This window comes from Sulfitobacter sp. OXR-159, assembly GCF_034377145.1.
In the GTDB taxonomy this organism is placed as follows: Bacteria; Pseudomonadota; Alphaproteobacteria; order Rhodobacterales; family Rhodobacteraceae; genus Sulfitobacter.
The window spans coordinates 1,211,407-1,227,965 of the sequence record NZ_CP139707.1; the positions used below are offsets into that span (position 1 = coordinate 1,211,407).

Sequence of the window (16,559 nt, forward strand, 5' to 3'; positions counted from 1 at the left end):
GTTTAGCTGCCCCTCTGCATTTTCGCCTTCTTGGCCTTTAAAATTTCGAACATTTTGCGGGCCATGCCCGGTTTTTCGATTTGCGGCGCGCGCGATAGGGCCAGCGCCTCTGGCTCCACGTCCGAAGTGATGACCGAACCCGAGCCGGTCATCGCGCCTTCGCCGATTGTCACCGGGGCCACCAGCATGGTGTTCGACCCGATGAAAGCGCCCGCGCCGATGGTGGTGTGATGTTTCATCACACCGTCATAATTGCAGGTGATCGTGCCCGCCCCGATGTTGCTCCGCGCGCCGACGGTGGCATCGCCGATATAGCTCAGGTGGTTGACCTTGGCCCCTTCGGCGATCTGCGCGTTCTTCACTTCGACGAAATTGCCGATGCGCACATCTTCGGCCAATTCCGCGCCGGGGCGCAGGCGGGCGTAGGGGCCGACCACGCCGCCGCGTGAGACATGGCACCCTTCGAGATGCGAGAAGGCGCGGATCGTGCTGCCGGATTCCACGGTCACATTCGGGCCGAAGACGACGTTGGGTTCTACCACCGTGTCGCGGCCAATATAGGTGTCGCGGGATAGAAAGACCGTTTCGGGGGCGACCAAGGTTACGCCGTCTTCCATCAGCAGCGCGCGGGCGCGGGCTTGGAACGCAGCCTCGGCCCGGGCGAGGTCGCCGCGAGAGTTCACGCCCATCGTCTCGGCCTCGGTACAGGTGACCACGGTGGCGCTGCGCCCTTCGGCGCGGGCAAGGCCGATGATGTCGGTGAGGTAGTATTCTTCGGAAGCGTTGTCGTTGCCCACTTTGTCGATCAGATCGAACAGAAGCTCGGCTTTGCAAGCCACCACGCCGGAATTGCACAGGGTAATGGTGCGTTCCTCGGGCGAGGCGTCCTTGAACTCAACGATACGCTTCAAGGTGTCGCCCTGCACCACCAGACGGCCATAACGGGCGGGGTCGGCGGCTTCGAACCCCAGCACCACCACATCATGGGTGGCCAAAGCTTCTTGCATCTTTTCCAATGTCTCGGGCTGCACGAAGGGCGTGTCGCCGTAAAGCACCAGCGCCATACCGTCGAAACCTTCCAACGCCGGGCGGGCCTGTGCCACCGCATGGGCCGTGCCCAGCTGTTCGGTCTGTTCGACCACCTGCGCATCCTCGTCAAAGTGGGTCGCGGCCGCGCGTACCTGATCCGCCCCGTGGCCCGCCACCACAACCGTATGGCGGGGGCCAAGCATGGCGCCTGCGGCCATGGCGTGTTCGAGCATGGGAGCGGAGGCGACGCGGTGCAGCACCTTTGGCAGGTCCGAGTTCATCCGTGTCCCCTTGCCCGCGGCGAGGATGATCAGTGCAGTTTCCATGTAAATCTCTTTGTCCTTCAGCTTGCATTCTCTTTACGCGCTTCGCACAAAGGCGCAAGGTTGTGGCCCATCAAACTAGATTGCGGTCTGCAACACGATGCCATTTTGCAAGGCGGGGTTCCGCCCAAGGAGTACCCAGTGAAGACAGTCGTTTTCGATCTCGACGGCACTTTGGCCGATACCTCAGGCGATTTGATCGCCGCCGCCAACGCCTGTTTCCGTGACATGGGCGAGGGCGATGTGCTGGTTCATGCCGAGGATGCGGGCACCGCGCTGCGTGGCGGGCGAGCCATGCTGACGCTCGGAATGCAAAAGCTGGGCCGTGCCGATGATGCGGCGATGATCGACCGATACTATCCCATGCTGCTCGAAGCCTATGGGCGCGACATCGACACCCATACCATCATGTACCCCGGCGCGATGGAGGCAGTGGCCGCGCTCAAGGCCGCAGGCTACCGCGTGGCGATCTGCACCAACAAACCCGAGGCTTTGGCAGAGTTGCTGTTGACCCGGCTTGGCGTGCGGGATGCATTCGGCGGGATGCTGGGGGCTGATAGTCTGGACGTGCGTAAACCCGACCCCGAGCATCTGTTCGAAACCGCCCGGCGTGCCGGCGGCGATCCGGCACAATGCGTGTTGATCGGGGACAGCGACACCGACCGCAAAACCGCTAAAGCCGCCGGGGTGCCCTGTGTGTTGGTAACTTTTGGCCCCTCGGGCGAGGACATGGCAGCGCTGGAGCCCGAAGCCCTGTTGGACGATTTTGCCGACCTGCCGGAGGTCATCGAGCGGTTGATCGGCAAGGCCGCCTGACAGAAGAACGTTTCACCGGCAGTCTCGCGCAGCGCGAGCCGATCTCTGAAGGCGCGATGAAGGCGTCGGAGGTGAAACGGCACGGGCGGTTGCACCGGTACAGGACGACCCCCGCCGAGGTGGCCTTACTGGAACAGGAATTCGCCACGTCAATGGGAGCGAATTCCTGCCTCACCGTGGCCTCGGGCGGCTAGGTTTAGAAGCGGATCATGCCGTGTTTGCCCATATCGGGTTTCTCGCCGGTCAGTTGGGCTTTGCCGATCTCATAGAGAAATTTGAACCCGCCATCGGTGGCCCAGACCTCGGCTTCGGTCAGGTCGAAGCGGATCAGTTGCACATCGGGGTCTTGTTTGCCGTCCTCGAACCACGCGCCCGCAATGGCGTTCCAGATCTTGTCCAACTCAGTCGGGTTGGTCACGGCAGAGACATGACCGTCGATCCGTGCCCAAAGAGATTCGTTCTTGCTGGCGATCAGATATTCCGCAGCGGCACGGCCCTCGGCAGACTTCGCCAAATCGGTGCCTTTGGCGGTGATAAACCAGAGCACGGCGGAACGGTCGTCTTCGTCGATGTAGTGGGTCATCGGGATCGCACGGGCGGTCTTGGTTGCCAGCATCCCGGCGCGGGTGTCGTCCAGACGGTCCCAGAACTCTTTTTTCAGATCATCGCTCATTTGCATCTCGCTTTGTTGTAGTGTTCCCTTGGTCGCAGGGCCAACCCGCCGCGGCGCAGCGCGGTTCCACATCGCGCCGCTTGACGCAAAGCGGGCGGGGCGGTAGGTAATGAACAAGCGTTCAATAAATCGGGGGAGAAGCCGTGTTCAACGCAAGTATGCAGTTTGATCTGGGAGAAGACGTCGCGGCCATGCGTGAGATGGTGCACCGCTGGGCGCAGGAGCGCGTCAAGCCGATGGCGGCCGAGATCGACACGAAGAACGAATTCCCGCCTGAACTTTGGACCGAGATGGGCGAACTGGGCCTCTTGGGCATGACCGTCGAAGAAGAGTTCGGCGGCTCTGGTCTTGGCTACGTCGCCCACACTGTCGCGGTCGAAGAGATCGCCCGCGCCTCGGCCTCGGTCTCGCTTTCCTACGGGGCGCATTCCAACCTCTGCGTGAACCAGATCAAGCTGAACGGCACGCCAGAGCAAAAGGCGCAGTTCTTGCCGAAACTCTGCTCGGGCGAGCATGTCGGTGCGTTGGCCATGTCCGAAGTGGGCGCGGGCAGTGACGTGGTGAGCATGAAGCTGAATGCCGAAAAGCGGAACGATCACTTCCGCCTGAACGGCAACAAATACTGGATCACCAATGGCCCCGATGCCGAGACGCTGGTGGTTTACGCCAAGACCAACCCCGAGGCGGGCTCGAAGGGGATCACCGCCTTCCTGATTGAAAAGTCGATGAAGGGCTTCACCACCTCGAACCATTTCGACAAGCTGGGCATGCGCGGCTCGAACACCGCCGAATTGATTTTTGAAGATTGCGAAGTGCCCTTCGAGAACATCCTCGGCGAAGAGGGCAAGGGCGTGCGCGTGCTGATGTCGGGCCTCGACTACGAGCGCGTCGTGCTCGCGGGCATCGGCCTTGGCATCATGGCCGCCTGTCTGGATGAGATCATGCCCTATATGGCCGAGCGCAAGCAGTTCGGCCAGCGCATCGGGGATTTCCAACTGATGCAGGGCAAGATGGCGGATATGTACACCGCGATGAACTCGGCCCGGGCCTATGTCTACAGCGTGGCGCAGGCTTGTGACCGGGGCGATGTGACCCGTCAGGACGCGGCGGCTTGCTGCCTCTATGCCTCGGAACAAGCGATGGTGCAGGCGCATCAGGCGGTGCAGGCGATGGGCGGCGCGGGCTATCTCAGCGACAATCCCGTGGGCCGCATCTTCCGCGATGCCAAGCTGATGGAGATCGGCGCGGGCACCTCGGAAATCCGCCGCATGTTGGTGGGCCGTGAGATGATGGGGGCCATGTGATGCGCGCCGCGCTGCTGGCCTGTGCGCTTCTTGCGGGGCCGGTGGCCGCGCAAGAGATCACCTATTCCGACGCTGCCACCGCAGAATGTCTGGCCGGGGCGCAAGAGTTCACCGACCAGCGCGCCTGTATCGGCTTGTCGTCAAACCTCTGCATGGAAGCGCCGGGCGGCTATTCGACCTATGGCATGGGCGGCTGTCTGGACGCGGAGCTGACCTTCTGGGACGGCTTGCTGAACGAGAACTACCGCGCGCGGATGGTGCAGTCCAAATCTGCCGATGAGGATGCGGCGCTCTACCAGCCGGAATTGCCCTCTCAGGCCGAGGCCCTGCGTGACATGCAGCGCGCGTGGATTACCTTTCGCGATGCCGCCTGCGATTATGAACGCAGCCAATGGGGCGGTGGCACGGGCGGCGGGCCTGCAACCTTGGCCTGCCTGATGCAGATGACGGCCGAACAGGCTCTGCGTCTGGGGGCGGCCTATTAACCGCGTCACGAAGTGTCGGCCTGACAGGACGGAGGGATCAGGATGGAGAACCTGATAGAACTGGAGACAGAAGGCGGTGTGATGCACGATTTTCTGCCGTGGCTGATTGAGGGGTTCGAGATCCTCGCGGCGGTCATCGACATCGCGGCCATCATTCTGCTGCTGATCGGCGCGGCGCGTTTCCTGACCGGGGTGACGATTGCCGAGATCGCCAAAAAGGGCGCGGAGCGGGTGCGCCGCACCAACCGCGAGCGCATCGAACTGGGGCGCTACATCCTTGCGGGGTTGGAGCTTTTTATCGTGTCGGACGTGATCCACACCGCGATCAGCCTGCGGTTTGCGGACCTGCTCTTCCTGCTGATGCTGGTCATTATCCGCTCCATCACCTCTTTCTTCCTCGACCGGGAGTTGGAGCAATTGAAAAAGGAACTTGGCGATGACTGACTTTTCCGACCTCAAAGCACTCTATGTGAACTGCTCGCTCAAAAAGACACCGGGCGACAGCCATACCCAACTTCTGATGAACGCCAGCGCGGGCATCATGGAGGCGCAGGGGGTGAGCGTCGAGCACCTATACCTGCTGGACCACCAAGTGCCGCCGGGCGTCTATCCGGACATGACCGAGCACGGCTGGGACCGGGACGATTGGCCCGCGCTCTGGGAGAAAGTGCTGGCCGCCGACATCCTGATCATCGGCACGCCGCTCTGGCTGGGTGAGGAAAGCAGTGTCTGTCGGGTGTTGATCGAGCGGCTTTATGCCATGTCGGGCAAGTTGAACGACAAGGGTCAGTCGGTCTTTTACGGCAAGGTCGGCGGCTCGGTGGTGACGGGCAATGAGGACGGCATCAAACATGTCGCCATGACTACCGGTTTTGCGATGAACCACCTTGGCTACACCATCCCGCCGCAGGCCGATTGCGGCTGGATTGGCGAGGCGGGGCCGGGGCCGTCTTATGGCGATGATGTGGACGGCAAGCGCGCGGGGTTCGACAACGAATTCACGCAGCGCAACACCACGATCATGACTTGGAACACGATGCATTTGGCGCGCATGCTGAAAGCGGCCGGCGGCTATCCCCAAAAAGGCAATGACCGCAACGCTTGGGACGCGGGCGCGCGGTTTGATTTCGAAAACCCGGAGTATCGAAGCTGATATGACACAGGACGATTGGCCGATCTGGCAGGGCAACATGGCCGCGCAATGTTTGGCGCGGCCCGATGACGCCTTGGCGATCATTGATCTGACCGGCGCGGCCCGCCGCGACGTGAGCTATGGCGCGCTGCATGAGATGGTCGATGGGCTGGCCCGCGCGCTGAAGGCCGAAGTGGCCCCCGGTGACCGCGTGGGTGTCTTGCTTAGTCAATCGCCATGGTGCGCGGCGGCGCATCTGGCGATCTGGAAGATCGGCGCGATCTCTGTGCCGCTGTTCAAGCTTTTCAAACGTGACGCGCTGGCCAGCCGGATTGGCGATGCAGGCTGTGCGATTGTGCTGACCGATGCCGAAGGCGCGGACCTGCTGGGTGATCTGGCCTCCCCGTGGATGGCGGCTGATGTGGGCACGGCAGGCGGCCCGGTCGACTTTGCCGATGTCGGCCCCGAAGACCCCGCCGTGCTGATCTACACCTCCGGCACCACCGGCACGCCCAAGGGCGCGCTGCACGGGCATCGGGTGCTCTCGGGCCATTTGCCGGGCGTTTCGGTCAGTCATGATCATCTGGGGAAAGACGGCGATTGCCTTTGGACGCCCGCGGATTGGGCATGGATCGGCGGGCTCTTCGACGTAGCGATGCCTGCGCTGGTACTTGGCGTGCCGGTGGTGGCCGCACGGATGCCCAAGTTCACCGTCGAAGGCTGCGCCGATGTGATTTCGCGCGGTGAGGTGCGCAACGTCTTCTTCCCGCCCACGGCGCTTCGCATGCTGAAAGCCGCGGATGTATCCTTGCCCGGCCTGCGTTCAGTCGCCAGTGGCGGCGAGCCTCTGGGCGCCGAGATGCTGGCATGGGGTCGCAAAGCCTTCGGGCTGGAGATCAACGAGTTTTACGGCCAGACCGAATGCAACATGGTGGCCTCAAGCTGCGGGGGTGACTTCCCGGCGCAGCCGGGCTGCATCGGCAAGCCGGTGCCCGGTTTCGAGATCGCCGTGCTGGATGAGGGCGGCCACCCCACCGATGCCGAAGGCGATGTGGCGGTGCGCAAAGGCGCGCCCTCAATGATGCTGCGCTACTGGCACCGGCCCGAGGAGACGGCGGCCAAATTCCACGGCGACTGGCTGCTGACCGGCGACCGGGGCATCTGGGAGGGCGACTACCTGCGCTTTGTGGGCCGCGAGGATGACGTGATCACCTCCGCCGGTTACCGCATTGGCCCGGCGGAGATTGAGGATTGCCTGCTGACCCATAGCGCTGTCGCGACCTGCGGCGTGGTCGGCAAACCCGATGCGCTTAGGACCGAGATCGTGAAGGCCTATGTGGTGCTGAAACCCGGTGCTGAGGTGGAGGCGAAGGAGTTGCAAGATTGGGTCAAGGACCGGCTCGCAAGCTATTCCTACCCGCGCGAGATCGCATTCGTGGAGGACCTGCCGATGACCGTCACCGGCAAGGTAATCCGCAAAGAACTAAAGCGTCTGGCGGCGCGAGAGAATGAGGACGTAACATGAAACTGACATCCCAAGCCCTGCCATCCTCGGATGCCTATAAGGCTAATGAGATGGCCCATCTCAAGGCGCTGAGCGAAGTGCGTGACGCGGCGGAGGCTGCGGCCCTCGGCGGTGGCGAGAAATCCCGTGCACGGCATGAGAGCCGGGGCAAGATGCTCCCCAGAGAGCGGGTGGCGAACCTGCTCGACCCCGGCAGCCCGTTTCTGGAAATCGGGGCCACAGCGGCACATGGGCTTTACGACGGTGCGGCCCCTGCCGCCGGTGTGATCGCGGGCATCGGTCGGGTGCAGGGCCATGAGGTCATGGTGGTCTGCAACGATGCCACCGTGAAGGGCGGCACCTATTACCCGATGACGGTGAAAAAACACCTCCGCGCGCAAGAGATCGCCGAGGCGAACCATCTGCCCTGCATCTATCTGGTGGACTCTGGCGGGGCCAATCTGCCGAACCAGGATGAAGTCTTTCCCGACCGCGACCATTTCGGCGCGATTTTCTACAATCAGGCGCGGATGAGCGCCAAGGGGATCGCCCAGATCGCCGTGGTGATGGGCTCTTGCACCGCTGGCGGCGCCTACGTGCCCGCGATGTCGGATGTGACCATCATCGTGAAGGAGCAGGGCACGATCTTCCTCGCTGGTCCGCCGCTGGTGAAGGCGGCGACGGGCGAGGTGGTCAGCGCCGAAGACCTCGGTGGTGGCGACGTGCACACGCGGTTGTCGGGCGTGGCAGACTATCTGGCCGAAGACGACGCGCATGCTTTGGCGCTGGCCCGCCGCGCGGTGGGCCAGCTCAACAAGACCAAACCGACAACCGTCGATTGGGCCAGCCCCGAAGAGCCTGCCTACGACCCCGCCGAGATGCTGGGCGTCGTGCCAGCCGATCTGCGCACGCCCTATGACATCCGCGAGGTCATCATGCGGCTCGTCGACGGCAGCCGCTTTGACGAGTTCAAATCCCGCTTTGGCGAGACGCTGGTCTGCGGCTTTGCCCATGTCAAAGGCTGCCCCATCGGCATCATCGCCAACAACGGCGTGCTGTTTTCCGAAGCCGCCCAGAAGGGCGCGCATTTCGTGGAGCTTTGCAGCCAGCGTAACATCCCGCTGGTCTTCCTACAGAACATCACCGGCTTCATGGTCGGCCGCAAATACGAAAACGAGGGCATCGCGCGCCACGGCGCTAAGATGGTGACGGCGGTGGCCACCACCAATGTGCCCAAGATCACCATGCTGGTCGGCGGCTCCTTCGGGGCGGGCAACTACGGCATGTCGGGCCGGGCATACCGTCCGCGGTTCCTGTGGTCTTGGCCCAACAGCCGCATCTCGGTCATGGGGGGCGCTCAGGCGGCGGGCGTGTTGGCCACCGTCAAACGCGACGCGATTGAGCGGGCGGGCGACACCTGGACCGAGGAGGAAGAGACCGCCTTCAAACAGCCGACGATCGATATGTTCGAGAAACAGAGCCATCCGCTCTATGCCTCTGCAAGGCTGTGGGACGACGGGATCATCGATCCGCGCAAGAGCCGCGATGTGCTTTACCTGAGCCTTTCGGCCAGCCTAAACGCGCCGATTGAGCCGACGAAATTTGGTTTGTTCCGGATGTGATTGTGGCGCGAAGCGGGGGGGCACCCCTCCGCGATCCCACAACATATTCGGAGTCAGAAAGAGATGAAAAGGGTAGGGCATGTTTGACACGATCCTGATTGCGAACCGGGGTGAGATTGCTTGCCGGGTGATGGAAACCGCACAAGCCATGGGGGTGCGCTGCGTGGCGGTGTACTCGGATGCCGATGCGGGCGCGAAACACGTGGCGATGGCGGATGCCGCCGTGCATATTGGCGGCTCGGCCCCGGCTGAGAGTTATCTGAAGGGCGATGTGATCATTCAAGCCGCGCTGGATACCGGCGCGCAGGCGATCCATCCGGGCTACGGGTTTCTGAGCGAGAACCCCGATTTCGTGGAGGCGGTCGCGGCCGCGGGGCTCACCTTCATCGGGCCGTCGGCCAAGGCGATCCGGGCCATGGGCCTCAAGGACGCCGCCAAGGCGCTGATGGTCGAGGCGGGCGTGCCCGTCGTGCCGGGCTACCACGGGGCGGATCAGGACGATGCGCTTTTGGCCGAGGAAGCCGAGAAGATCGGCTACCCGGTGTTGATCAAGGCCGTCGCGGGCGGCGGTGGCAAAGGCATGCGACTGGTCGAGGAGCCCAAGGGCTTTCAGGCGGCGCTCGACTCGGCACGCTCGGAGGCCAAGACCGCCTTTGGCAACCCGGATGTATTGGTCGAGAAGTTCGTGACTAAGCCGCGCCATATCGAGGTGCAGGTCTTTGGCGACGGCACCCGAGCGGTGCATCTGTTCGAACGAGACTGTTCGCTGCAGCGCCGCCACCAAAAGGTGATCGAGGAGGCGCCCGCGCCGGGCATGACAGAAGATATGCGCGCGGCCATGGGCCAAGCGGCGGTGCGCGCAGCCGAAGCGATCGGCTATGCCGGGGCAGGGACGGTGGAATTCATCGTCGACGGCTCCGGTGGGCTCTCGACCGACGGGTTCTTCTTCATGGAGATGAACACGCGCCTGCAGGTGGAGCATCCGGTGACCGAACTGGTGACCGGGATCGATCTGGTGGAATGGCAGCTGCGCGTGGCAGCGGGCGAGGCCCTGCCAAGGGCGCAGGAAGACCTCAGCATCAGCGGCCACGCCTTTGAGGCGCGGCTCTATGCCGAGGATGTGCCGAAGGGGTTTCTGCCCGCCACCGGCACGCTGACGCATCTGTCCTTCACGCCCCAGACCCGCGCGGACAGCGGTGTGCGGGCGGGCGACACGATCAGCCCCTTTTATGACCCGATGATCGCCAAGGTCATCGTGCACGGGCCTACACGCGACGTGGCACTGTCGCGCCTGCGCGCGGCACTCAAGGGCTGCGAGGTGGGCGGCACGGTCACCAACCTCGCCTTCCTCGGCGCACTGGCGGGGCATGAAGGCTTTGCCAAGGGCGACGTGGATACCGGGCTGATCGCGCGGGATATCGACGCGCTGACCGCGCAGCCAGAGGTGCCGGGGCGGCATTTCGCGCTGGCGGGGATGGCGGCGCTCGGGTTGGATCAGCCGCAGGCAGAGGCCGGGTTCAACCTCTGGCGACCTCTGCGGCGGCAGGTGATGCTGGGTCATGATGGCGAAGAGCATTTGCTGAAGGTGCGTGTGCTGTCCGAGGACATGCAGCTTTGGACCGTGGCCGATCACGAGCTGCGCGCCGAGCGCATTGGCGGACGCTGGAAGATCGACGGCCATGTCGCGCCGGCGGTCTCGGTTGCTGGCGACGTGGTCACGGTCTTTGACGCCTATGGCATCGCCTTTGATGTGATCGATCCGCTGGCGCGGGCCGCCGCAGCCCACGGCGATGGCAACATCGTTGAGGCCCCGATGCCCGGTCTGGTCCGTGCCATCGACGCCGAGGTTGGCCAAAGCGTTGCCAAAGGCGACCGTCTGGCGGTGCTAGAGGCGATGAAGATGGAGCATTCGTTGCTCGCCGCACGCGACGGCGTGGTGGCCGAGGTGCTGGCACAGCCCGGTGATCAGGTCGAAGCCGGTGCCGCGTTGGTGCGGCTGGAAGCCGAGGAAGACGCATGATTACGCTGCACCACTGCCCCCAGACCCGCTCGATGCGCACACTCTGGCTGCTGCACGAACTCGACGATGTGGAGTTTCAGGTCAAGGTTCATGCCTTCGACCGAAGCCTGCGCGACCCGGAATATCTAATCCTCTCGCCCGCGGGGCGGGTTCCGGCGCTGGAAATCGATGGAGAGCGCATGTTCGAGACTGGCGCGATCACGCAGTATCTTTGCGAACGCTACAGCCCCGACCGCATGGGCCGCTCTGTGGGTAGCCCCGACCGGATGGCTTGGCTGGTCTGGGTGCATTTTGCGGAAACCGTCAGCCAGCACACCGCGGCGCTGACCCAGCAGCACATCGCCCTGCGCGACGATTCCATGCGCAGCCCCATCGTGATGAAGCTCGAAGCCGCGCGGATCGGGAAATGCTATGATGCGCTGGAGGCGCGGCTCTCGACACCGCTGGAGAACCGCGACTACTTGTTGACCTCTGGCTTTTCGGCCGCCGATATCTCGGTGGGCCAAGCGGTCTATATGGCGCGGCATTTCGTGAAATTGGATGACCACCCCTCGGTCGCGGCGTGGTATGAACGGATCACGGAACGTGACAGCTTCGCACAGGCCTTGCCCGATGGGGCAAAGCTTTACGAGGAGGATTTCTACGCGCCATGGCCGATTGAGTGACCGTGGCCCATTCAGGGAAGGAGAGCGGCCAATGAGCCTTGGACCATGTGAGATTTTCGAGGTCGGCCCGCGGGACGGTCTGCAGAACGAAAAACGCGAGATTCCCGTGGCCGAAAAGGTCGCGCTGGTGGACAAGCTGAGCGCCGCAGGCTTTGCCCGCATCGAATGCGCCAGTTTCGTCAGCCCGAAATGGGTGCCGCAAATGGCCGGGTCGGGCGAGGTACTGGCGGGAATCACACGGGCCGAGGGCGTGCGCTATGCCGCACTGACGCCGAACATGCGCGGCTATGAGGATGCGCTGGCCGCAAAGGCGGATGAGATCGCCATCTTCGCCTCGGCCTCGGAAGGCTTTAGCCAGAAGAACATCAACGCCAGCATCGAAGAGGCGTTTGAGCGGTTTGCCCCGATCCTTGAAGAGGCGCGGCATGTGGACATGCCGGTGCGGGGCTATGTCTCCTGCGTGGTGGAATGCCCCTATGACGGTAAGGTCGACCCCGGCGCGGTGGCGCGGGTGGCCGACAGGCTCTTTGCGATGGGCTGTTACGAGATTTCCTTGGGCGACACCATCGGCGCGGGCACGCCCGACAGCATCGCGCGGATGCTGCTTTCGGTGCGGGACGTGGTGCCGGCAGGGCGGCTGGCGGGGCACTACCATGACACGCACGGGCGGGCGATGGCCAATATCGACGCCTCGCTGTCGATGGGGCTGCGGGTTTTTGACGCGGCAGTGGGCGGCTTGGGCGGTTGCCCCTATGCGCCCGGCGCGGCGGGCAATGTCGCCACCGAGGCGGTGAACGAACATCTGACGGCGCTTGGCTATGACACCGGCGTCGATCAGGCGGTGGTGCTGGAAGCCGCTGAAATGGCGCGGGCAATGCGAGGCTGACATGTACGAGACTTTGACGATCGAAACCGACGCGCGCGGGGTGACGACGCTCACCCTGAACCGTCCTGAAAAGCACAATGCGATGTCCGCGCAGATGCTGGCGGACCTGACGGATGCGGCGGGTAAACTGGCCGCCGACGATGCGGTGCGTGTGGTGGTGCTGACCGGGGCGGGCAAATCCTTTTGCGCGGGCGGCGATCTGGGCTGGATGCGCGATCAGGCGGATATGGATGGCGTGACACGCTCGGTCGAGGCGGGCAAGCTGGCGACGATGCTGGGCGCGCTCAATGCGCTGCCGAAGCCGGTGATCGGGAAGTTGCAGGGCAATGCCTTTGGCGGCGGGGTCGGCATGGCTTCGGTTTGTGACGTGGCCGTGGGGGTCGATACGCTCAAGATGGGGTTCACCGAAGCCCGGCTGGGCATCATCCCGGCGACGATCGGGCCATACGTTTTGGCGCGGATGGGCGAGGGGCGCGCGCGCCGCGTCTTCATGTCGGCGCGGCTTTTTGGCGCGGCGGAGGCGGTCGATCTGGGGCTGCTCGCCCGCGCCGTTCCGGCCGACGAGCTCGACGCGGCGATTGAGGCCGAAGTCGTGCCCTATCTCTCCTGCGCGCCGGGTGCCGTTGCGGCGGCCAAGAAGCTGGCGCAGGACTTGGGTGGAATCGCCACACCAGAGGCGGTGAAAATGTCGATCGACGCGCTCGCGGCACGCTGGGAAACCGAAGAAGCCGCCGAGGGAATCGCTGCCTTCTTCGACAAGCGCAAAGCCGCCTGGGTGGTCTAGCTCAAGGCTTTGGCGAAATGGCTCTATTGCGGGCCCGTGGGCGGCATTAACCGGGCTTGGCCCGTTGACCCTACCCACGGGCAGAGTTAAACCCGTTCCAAGTTTGTCTGCGCGGGCTTTTGGCCTTTGCCTCATGCCGCGCACCGCGAAAGGAGCATCCCCTTGGACGACATGCTGCGGGAATACCTGCCCATCCTCGTTTTTCTGGCCGTGGCGATTGGCCTTGGCCTTGTGCTGATCCTCGCCGCCGTGGTCGTGGCCGTGCGCAATCCTGACCCGGAAAAGGTCTCGGCCTATGAGTGCGGGTTCAACGCTTTTGACGACGCGCGGATGAAGTTTGACGTGCGTTTCTATCTGGTGTCGATCCTCTTCATCATCTTCGATCTCGAAATCGCCTTCCTCTTCCCTTGGGCCGTGGCCTTTAAAGAGGTGAGCATGGTGGGCTTTTGGTCGATGATGGTGTTCTTGGGCGTGCTGACGGCTGGCTTCGCCTATGAATGGAAGAAGGGAGCGCTGGAATGGCAGTAAATGATGACGCGCTGGTCACCCCGGTGATGGGCGATGGCCACCAAAGCCCGCGGGTGAAATCCGGTGCTTCTGCGCCAGCAGCCTACGGTCAATACGGTGCGGGGCCTGATCCTGAATTCGCGACCCAGAGCCTGAATGCCGAGTTGCAGGACAAGGGTTTCCTGCTGACCTCTACCGAAGACATCATCAACTGGGCGCGTACCGGCAGCTTGCACTGGATGACCTTTGGTCTGGCCTGCTGCGCGGTTGAGATGATGCACAGCTCCATGCCGCGCTATGACCTTGAGCGTTTCGGCACCGCACCGCGCGCCTCTCCGCGCCAGTCGGACCTGATGATCGTCGCGGGGACGCTGACCAACAAGATGGCCCCGGCGCTGCGCAAGGTCTACGACCAGATGCCAGAGCCGCGCTATGTGATCTCGATGGGCTCCTGTGCCAATGGTGGCGGCTACTACCACTACAGCTACTCGGTCGTGCGCGGCTGTGACCGGATCGTGCCGGTTGATGTCTATGTGCCTGGTTGCCCGCCCACGGCAGAGGCGCTGCTCTATGGTATCCTCCAGTTGCAGCGTAAAATCCGCCGCACCGGGACAATTGTGCGCTAAGACAAGGGCCTGCGCCGGATCGGGGCAGGCAAAAGGACGATGCGCCAAAGGCGCGGGACAGTGAGATGGCGTTGATCGGCGCGTGGAAGGAAGATTTGCGATGAGCGAACAACTGCAGGAACTTGGGGCCTATATCGAAGCCAAGCGGCCCGATTGTGTGCTGGGATGGGATGTCACCAAGGGTGAGTTGAACATGTCCGTGGCACTGGCAAATATCGCGGGCCTTGTTGAGTTCCTCAAAGGCGACCCGACCTGCCGTTTCTCGACTTTGGTCGATATCACGGCGGTGGATTATCCGGGCCGTGCGAAACGGTTCGACGTGGTGTATCACTTCCTGTCGATGTACCAAAACCACCGCATCCGCCTGCGTGCCACCGCGCGTGAAAAGGATATGGTGCCCTCGATCACCGGCGTTCACCCCAGTGCCGATTGGTTCGAGCGTGAAGTCTTCGACATGTTCGGCATCCTGTTTTCCGGTCACCCGGACCTGCGCCGCATCCTGACCGACTATGGCTTTCGCGGCCACCCGCTGCGCAAGGACTTCCCGACGACGGGCTATACCGAAGTGCGCTATGACGAAGCCGCCAAGCGCGTGGTCTATGAACCGGTGAGCCTTGTGCAGGAATACCGCCAGTTCGATTTCATGTCGCCTTGGGAAGGGGCCGATTACATTCTGCCCGGCGATGACAGGTCCGCGCCCGATGGCAATGTGAGCAAGGACGCGAAGTAATGGGCGGGCTGGGCTGGCTGATCCTCTCGGCGCTGACGGCCATTCCAATGGTCAAGCTGCTGCCGTTCTTTGGCATTAATAAATACTGGGCGGCGGCCTGTCTGATCCCGCTGGGCACGATCGCCTTGCTGTGGTGGATGGGCATGAAGCTGCAAGAACTGGAGAAACGGTAATGGACGGCGACATTCGCACAAAAGCCTTTGACGACGGGTCGACCGACTTTGAGTCCGGCGAACAGAAGATCCGTAACTTCAACATCAACTTCGGCCCGCAACACCCTGCCGCACACGGTGTTCTGCGTCTGGTGCTTGAGCTTGACGGCGAGGTTGTAGAGCGGTGCGATCCGCATATCGGTCTGCTGCACCGTGGCACCGAAAAGCTGATGGAGAGCCGCACCTATCTGCAAAACCTGCCGTATTTCGACCGGCTTGATTACGTGGCCCCGATGAACCAAGAGCACGCTTGGTGTCTGGCCATCGAAAAGCTGACCGGCACCGTGGTGCCGCGCCGCGCCTCGCTGATCCGGGTGCTGTTCTGCGAGATTGGCCGCATCCTGAACCACCTTCTCAACATCACCACGCAGGCGCTCGACGTGGGCGCGCTGACGCCGCCGCTCTGGGGTTTTGAAGAGCGCGAAAGCCTGATGATCTTTTACGAGCGGGCCTGTGGCGCGCGTTTGCACGCGGCCTACTTCCGTCCCGGTGGTGTCCACCAAGACCTGCCGCCAGCGCTGCTCGACGATATCGAAACATGGTGCGCGCAATTCCTGACCAAATTCATGGTCGATATCGACGAGCTGCTGACCGAGAACCGGATCTTTAAACAGCGGAACGTCGACATCGGCATCGTCTCCGAGCAGGAAATTCTCGATTACGGCTTTAGCGGCGTCATGGTGCGCGGCTCGGGGCTGGCGTGGGATCTGCGGCGTTCGCAACCCTATGAATGCTATGACGAATTCGACTTCCAAATCCCCGTGGGCAAGAACGGCGACTGCTTTGACCGTTACCTCTGCCGCATGGAAGAGATGCGCCAGTCGACCCACATCATCCAGCAGGCGATCGAAAAACTGCGCGCCCCCGAAGGGCAGGGCGACATCCTTGCCCGTGGCAAGATCACCCCGCCATCGCGCACCGCGATGAAGACCGATATGGAAAGCCTGATCCACCACTTCAAGCTTTACACCGAAGGTTTCCACGTGCCCGAGGGCGAGGTTTACTGCGCCGTCGAAGCGCCGAAGGGTGAATTTGGCGTCTACCTCGTGGCAGATGGCTCGAACAAACCCTACCGCGCCAAAATCCGCGCGCCGGGGTTCTTGCACCTGCAAGCGATGGATCATGTGGCCAGCGGCCACCAGCTTGCCGATGTGGCCGCGATCATCGGCACCATGGACGTCGTCTTTGGAGAGATCGACCGGTGATGCTGCTTGCGTCACCCCGTTTTGAAGAAATTTACG

The 16,559-nt window shown here is 63.0% G+C and carries 18 protein-coding genes; 16 read left to right on the forward strand and 2 right to left on the reverse strand.

Annotated elements, in window-relative coordinates; all coding sequences use genetic code 11:
- Positions 1-2 precede the first annotated feature (2 nt).
- On the reverse strand, positions 3-1,355 hold the full coding sequence (glmU, locus tag T8A63_RS05915) for a bifunctional UDP-N-acetylglucosamine diphosphorylase/glucosamine-1-phosphate N-acetyltransferase GlmU (protein WP_322345262.1): 1,353 nt from the start codon (positions 1,353-1,355) through the stop codon (positions 3-5).
- Between the two features lie 138 nt (positions 1,356-1,493).
- Here glmU and T8A63_RS05920 point away from each other — a divergent pair, with 138 nt between their 5' ends.
- On the forward strand, positions 1,494-2,168 hold the full coding sequence (locus tag T8A63_RS05920; RefSeq protein WP_322345263.1) for an HAD-IIIA family hydrolase: 675 nt from the start codon (positions 1,494-1,496) through the stop codon (positions 2,166-2,168).
- A 196-nt stretch (positions 2,169-2,364) separates the two neighbouring features.
- On the opposite strand, the gene T8A63_RS05930 is transcribed toward T8A63_RS05920, so the two are convergent.
- Positions 2,365-2,841: a pyridoxamine 5'-phosphate oxidase family protein gene (locus T8A63_RS05930; RefSeq protein ID WP_322345264.1), complete on the reverse strand. Its 477-nt coding sequence runs from the start codon at positions 2,839-2,841 to the stop codon at positions 2,365-2,367.
- Positions 2,842-2,984: 143 nt separating this feature from the next.
- Between T8A63_RS05930 and T8A63_RS05935 the strand changes: the two genes are divergently transcribed.
- From T8A63_RS05935 to T8A63_RS06005, 15 genes are all read left to right on the forward strand, one after another.
- Complete coding sequence (locus T8A63_RS05935) at positions 2,985-4,145, forward strand: isovaleryl-CoA dehydrogenase (protein WP_067625692.1); 1,161 nt, start codon at positions 2,985-2,987, stop codon at positions 4,143-4,145.
- Positions 4,145-4,630, forward strand: coding sequence for a lysozyme inhibitor LprI family protein (locus T8A63_RS05940; protein WP_067625694.1), 486 nt, complete (start codon positions 4,145-4,147; stop codon positions 4,628-4,630). The genes T8A63_RS05935 and T8A63_RS05940 overlap by 1 nt, the downstream gene beginning before the upstream one ends.
- A gap of 42 nt (positions 4,631-4,672) precedes the next feature.
- The gene (locus tag T8A63_RS05945) at positions 4,673-5,074 is read left to right on the forward strand and encodes a DUF1622 domain-containing protein (RefSeq protein WP_067625701.1); all 402 of its coding nucleotides are present in this window, start codon (positions 4,673-4,675) and stop codon (positions 5,072-5,074) included.
- Positions 5,067-5,783, forward strand: a complete 717-nt coding sequence (locus T8A63_RS05950) for a flavodoxin family protein (protein ID WP_322345265.1) — start codon at positions 5,067-5,069, stop codon at positions 5,781-5,783. The genes T8A63_RS05945 and T8A63_RS05950 overlap by 8 nt, the downstream gene beginning before the upstream one ends.
- 1 nt (position 5,784) lies before the next feature.
- Positions 5,785-7,287, forward strand: a complete 1,503-nt coding sequence (locus T8A63_RS05955; protein ID WP_322345266.1) for an AMP-binding protein — start codon at positions 5,785-5,787, stop codon at positions 7,285-7,287.
- The gene (locus T8A63_RS05960; protein WP_067625712.1) at positions 7,284-8,888 is read left to right on the forward strand and encodes a carboxyl transferase domain-containing protein; all 1,605 of its coding nucleotides are present in this window, start codon (positions 7,284-7,286) and stop codon (positions 8,886-8,888) included. Before T8A63_RS05955 ends, T8A63_RS05960 begins: the two co-directional genes overlap by 4 nt.
- A gap of 79 nt (positions 8,889-8,967) precedes the next feature.
- Positions 8,968-10,908, forward strand: a complete 1,941-nt coding sequence (locus T8A63_RS05965) for an acetyl/propionyl/methylcrotonyl-CoA carboxylase subunit alpha (protein WP_322345267.1) — start codon at positions 8,968-8,970, stop codon at positions 10,906-10,908.
- Entirely contained in the window at positions 10,905-11,573 is a 669-nt protein-coding gene (locus T8A63_RS05970) for a glutathione S-transferase family protein (protein ID WP_132444510.1), read from the forward strand. Before T8A63_RS05965 ends, T8A63_RS05970 begins: the two co-directional genes overlap by 4 nt.
- A gap of 31 nt (positions 11,574-11,604) precedes the next feature.
- Complete coding sequence (locus tag T8A63_RS05975) at positions 11,605-12,459, forward strand: hydroxymethylglutaryl-CoA lyase (RefSeq protein ID WP_120351329.1); 855 nt, start codon at positions 11,605-11,607, stop codon at positions 12,457-12,459.
- A 1-nt stretch (position 12,460) separates the two neighbouring features.
- The gene (locus tag T8A63_RS05980) at positions 12,461-13,243 is read left to right on the forward strand and encodes a crotonase/enoyl-CoA hydratase family protein (RefSeq protein ID WP_322345268.1); all 783 of its coding nucleotides are present in this window, start codon (positions 12,461-12,463) and stop codon (positions 13,241-13,243) included.
- 162 nt (positions 13,244-13,405) lie between these two features.
- Positions 13,406-13,771 carry an NADH-quinone oxidoreductase subunit A gene (locus T8A63_RS05985; RefSeq protein WP_067263411.1) on the forward strand — a complete coding sequence of 122 codons (366 nt, stop codon included), beginning with the start codon at positions 13,406-13,408 and terminating at the stop codon, positions 13,769-13,771.
- Positions 13,762-14,376 carry a NuoB/complex I 20 kDa subunit family protein gene (locus tag T8A63_RS05990; RefSeq protein ID WP_236627345.1) on the forward strand — a complete coding sequence of 205 codons (615 nt, stop codon included), beginning with the start codon at positions 13,762-13,764 and terminating at the stop codon, positions 14,374-14,376. The genes T8A63_RS05985 and T8A63_RS05990 overlap by 10 nt, the downstream gene beginning before the upstream one ends.
- Before the next feature lie 100 nt (positions 14,377-14,476).
- Positions 14,477-15,106: an NADH-quinone oxidoreductase subunit C gene (locus tag T8A63_RS05995; protein WP_067625726.1), complete on the forward strand. Its 630-nt coding sequence runs from the start codon at positions 14,477-14,479 to the stop codon at positions 15,104-15,106.
- Positions 15,106-15,279 (forward strand): hypothetical protein, encoded by a 174-nt coding sequence (locus tag T8A63_RS06000; RefSeq protein ID WP_162931847.1) that lies wholly within the window; start codon positions 15,106-15,108, stop codon positions 15,277-15,279. Before T8A63_RS05995 ends, T8A63_RS06000 begins: the two co-directional genes overlap by 1 nt.
- Entirely contained in the window at positions 15,279-16,523 is a 1,245-nt protein-coding gene (locus tag T8A63_RS06005) for an NADH-quinone oxidoreductase subunit D (RefSeq protein WP_300051993.1), read from the forward strand. Before T8A63_RS06000 ends, T8A63_RS06005 begins: the two co-directional genes overlap by 1 nt.
- Positions 16,524-16,559 lie beyond the last annotated feature (36 nt).

What these genes read in the sequence shown, in the direction of transcription:
- glmU (WP_322345262.1), bottom strand. Translation starts at nt 1,355, where the DNA reads ATGGAAACTGCACTGATCATCCTCGCCGCGGGCAAGGGGACACGGATG.
- T8A63_RS05930 (WP_322345264.1), bottom strand. Translation starts at nt 2,841, where the DNA reads ATGAGCGATGATCTGAAAAAAGAGTTCTGGGACCGTCTGGACGACACC.
- T8A63_RS05940 (WP_067625694.1), top strand. Translation starts at nt 4,145, where the DNA reads ATGCGCGCCGCGCTGCTGGCCTGTGCGCTTCTTGCGGGGCCGGTGGCC.
- T8A63_RS05945 (WP_067625701.1), top strand. Translation starts at nt 4,673, where the DNA reads ATGGAGAACCTGATAGAACTGGAGACAGAAGGCGGTGTGATGCACGAT.
- T8A63_RS05950 (WP_322345265.1), top strand. Translation starts at nt 5,067, where the DNA reads ATGACTGACTTTTCCGACCTCAAAGCACTCTATGTGAACTGCTCGCTC.
- T8A63_RS05955 (WP_322345266.1), top strand. Translation starts at nt 5,785, where the DNA reads ATGACACAGGACGATTGGCCGATCTGGCAGGGCAACATGGCCGCGCAA.
- T8A63_RS05960 (WP_067625712.1), top strand. Translation starts at nt 7,284, where the DNA reads ATGAAACTGACATCCCAAGCCCTGCCATCCTCGGATGCCTATAAGGCT.
- T8A63_RS05965 (WP_322345267.1), top strand. Translation starts at nt 8,968, where the DNA reads ATGTTTGACACGATCCTGATTGCGAACCGGGGTGAGATTGCTTGCCGG.
- T8A63_RS05970 (WP_132444510.1), top strand. Translation starts at nt 10,905, where the DNA reads ATGATTACGCTGCACCACTGCCCCCAGACCCGCTCGATGCGCACACTC.
- T8A63_RS05975 (WP_120351329.1), top strand. Translation starts at nt 11,605, where the DNA reads ATGAGCCTTGGACCATGTGAGATTTTCGAGGTCGGCCCGCGGGACGGT.
- T8A63_RS05980 (WP_322345268.1), top strand. Translation starts at nt 12,461, where the DNA reads ATGTACGAGACTTTGACGATCGAAACCGACGCGCGCGGGGTGACGACG.
- T8A63_RS05990 (WP_236627345.1), top strand. Translation starts at nt 13,762, where the DNA reads ATGGCAGTAAATGATGACGCGCTGGTCACCCCGGTGATGGGCGATGGC.
- T8A63_RS05995 (WP_067625726.1), top strand. Translation starts at nt 14,477, where the DNA reads ATGAGCGAACAACTGCAGGAACTTGGGGCCTATATCGAAGCCAAGCGG.
- T8A63_RS06000 (WP_162931847.1), top strand. Translation starts at nt 15,106, where the DNA reads ATGGGCGGGCTGGGCTGGCTGATCCTCTCGGCGCTGACGGCCATTCCA.
- T8A63_RS06005 (WP_300051993.1), top strand. Translation starts at nt 15,279, where the DNA reads ATGGACGGCGACATTCGCACAAAAGCCTTTGACGACGGGTCGACCGAC.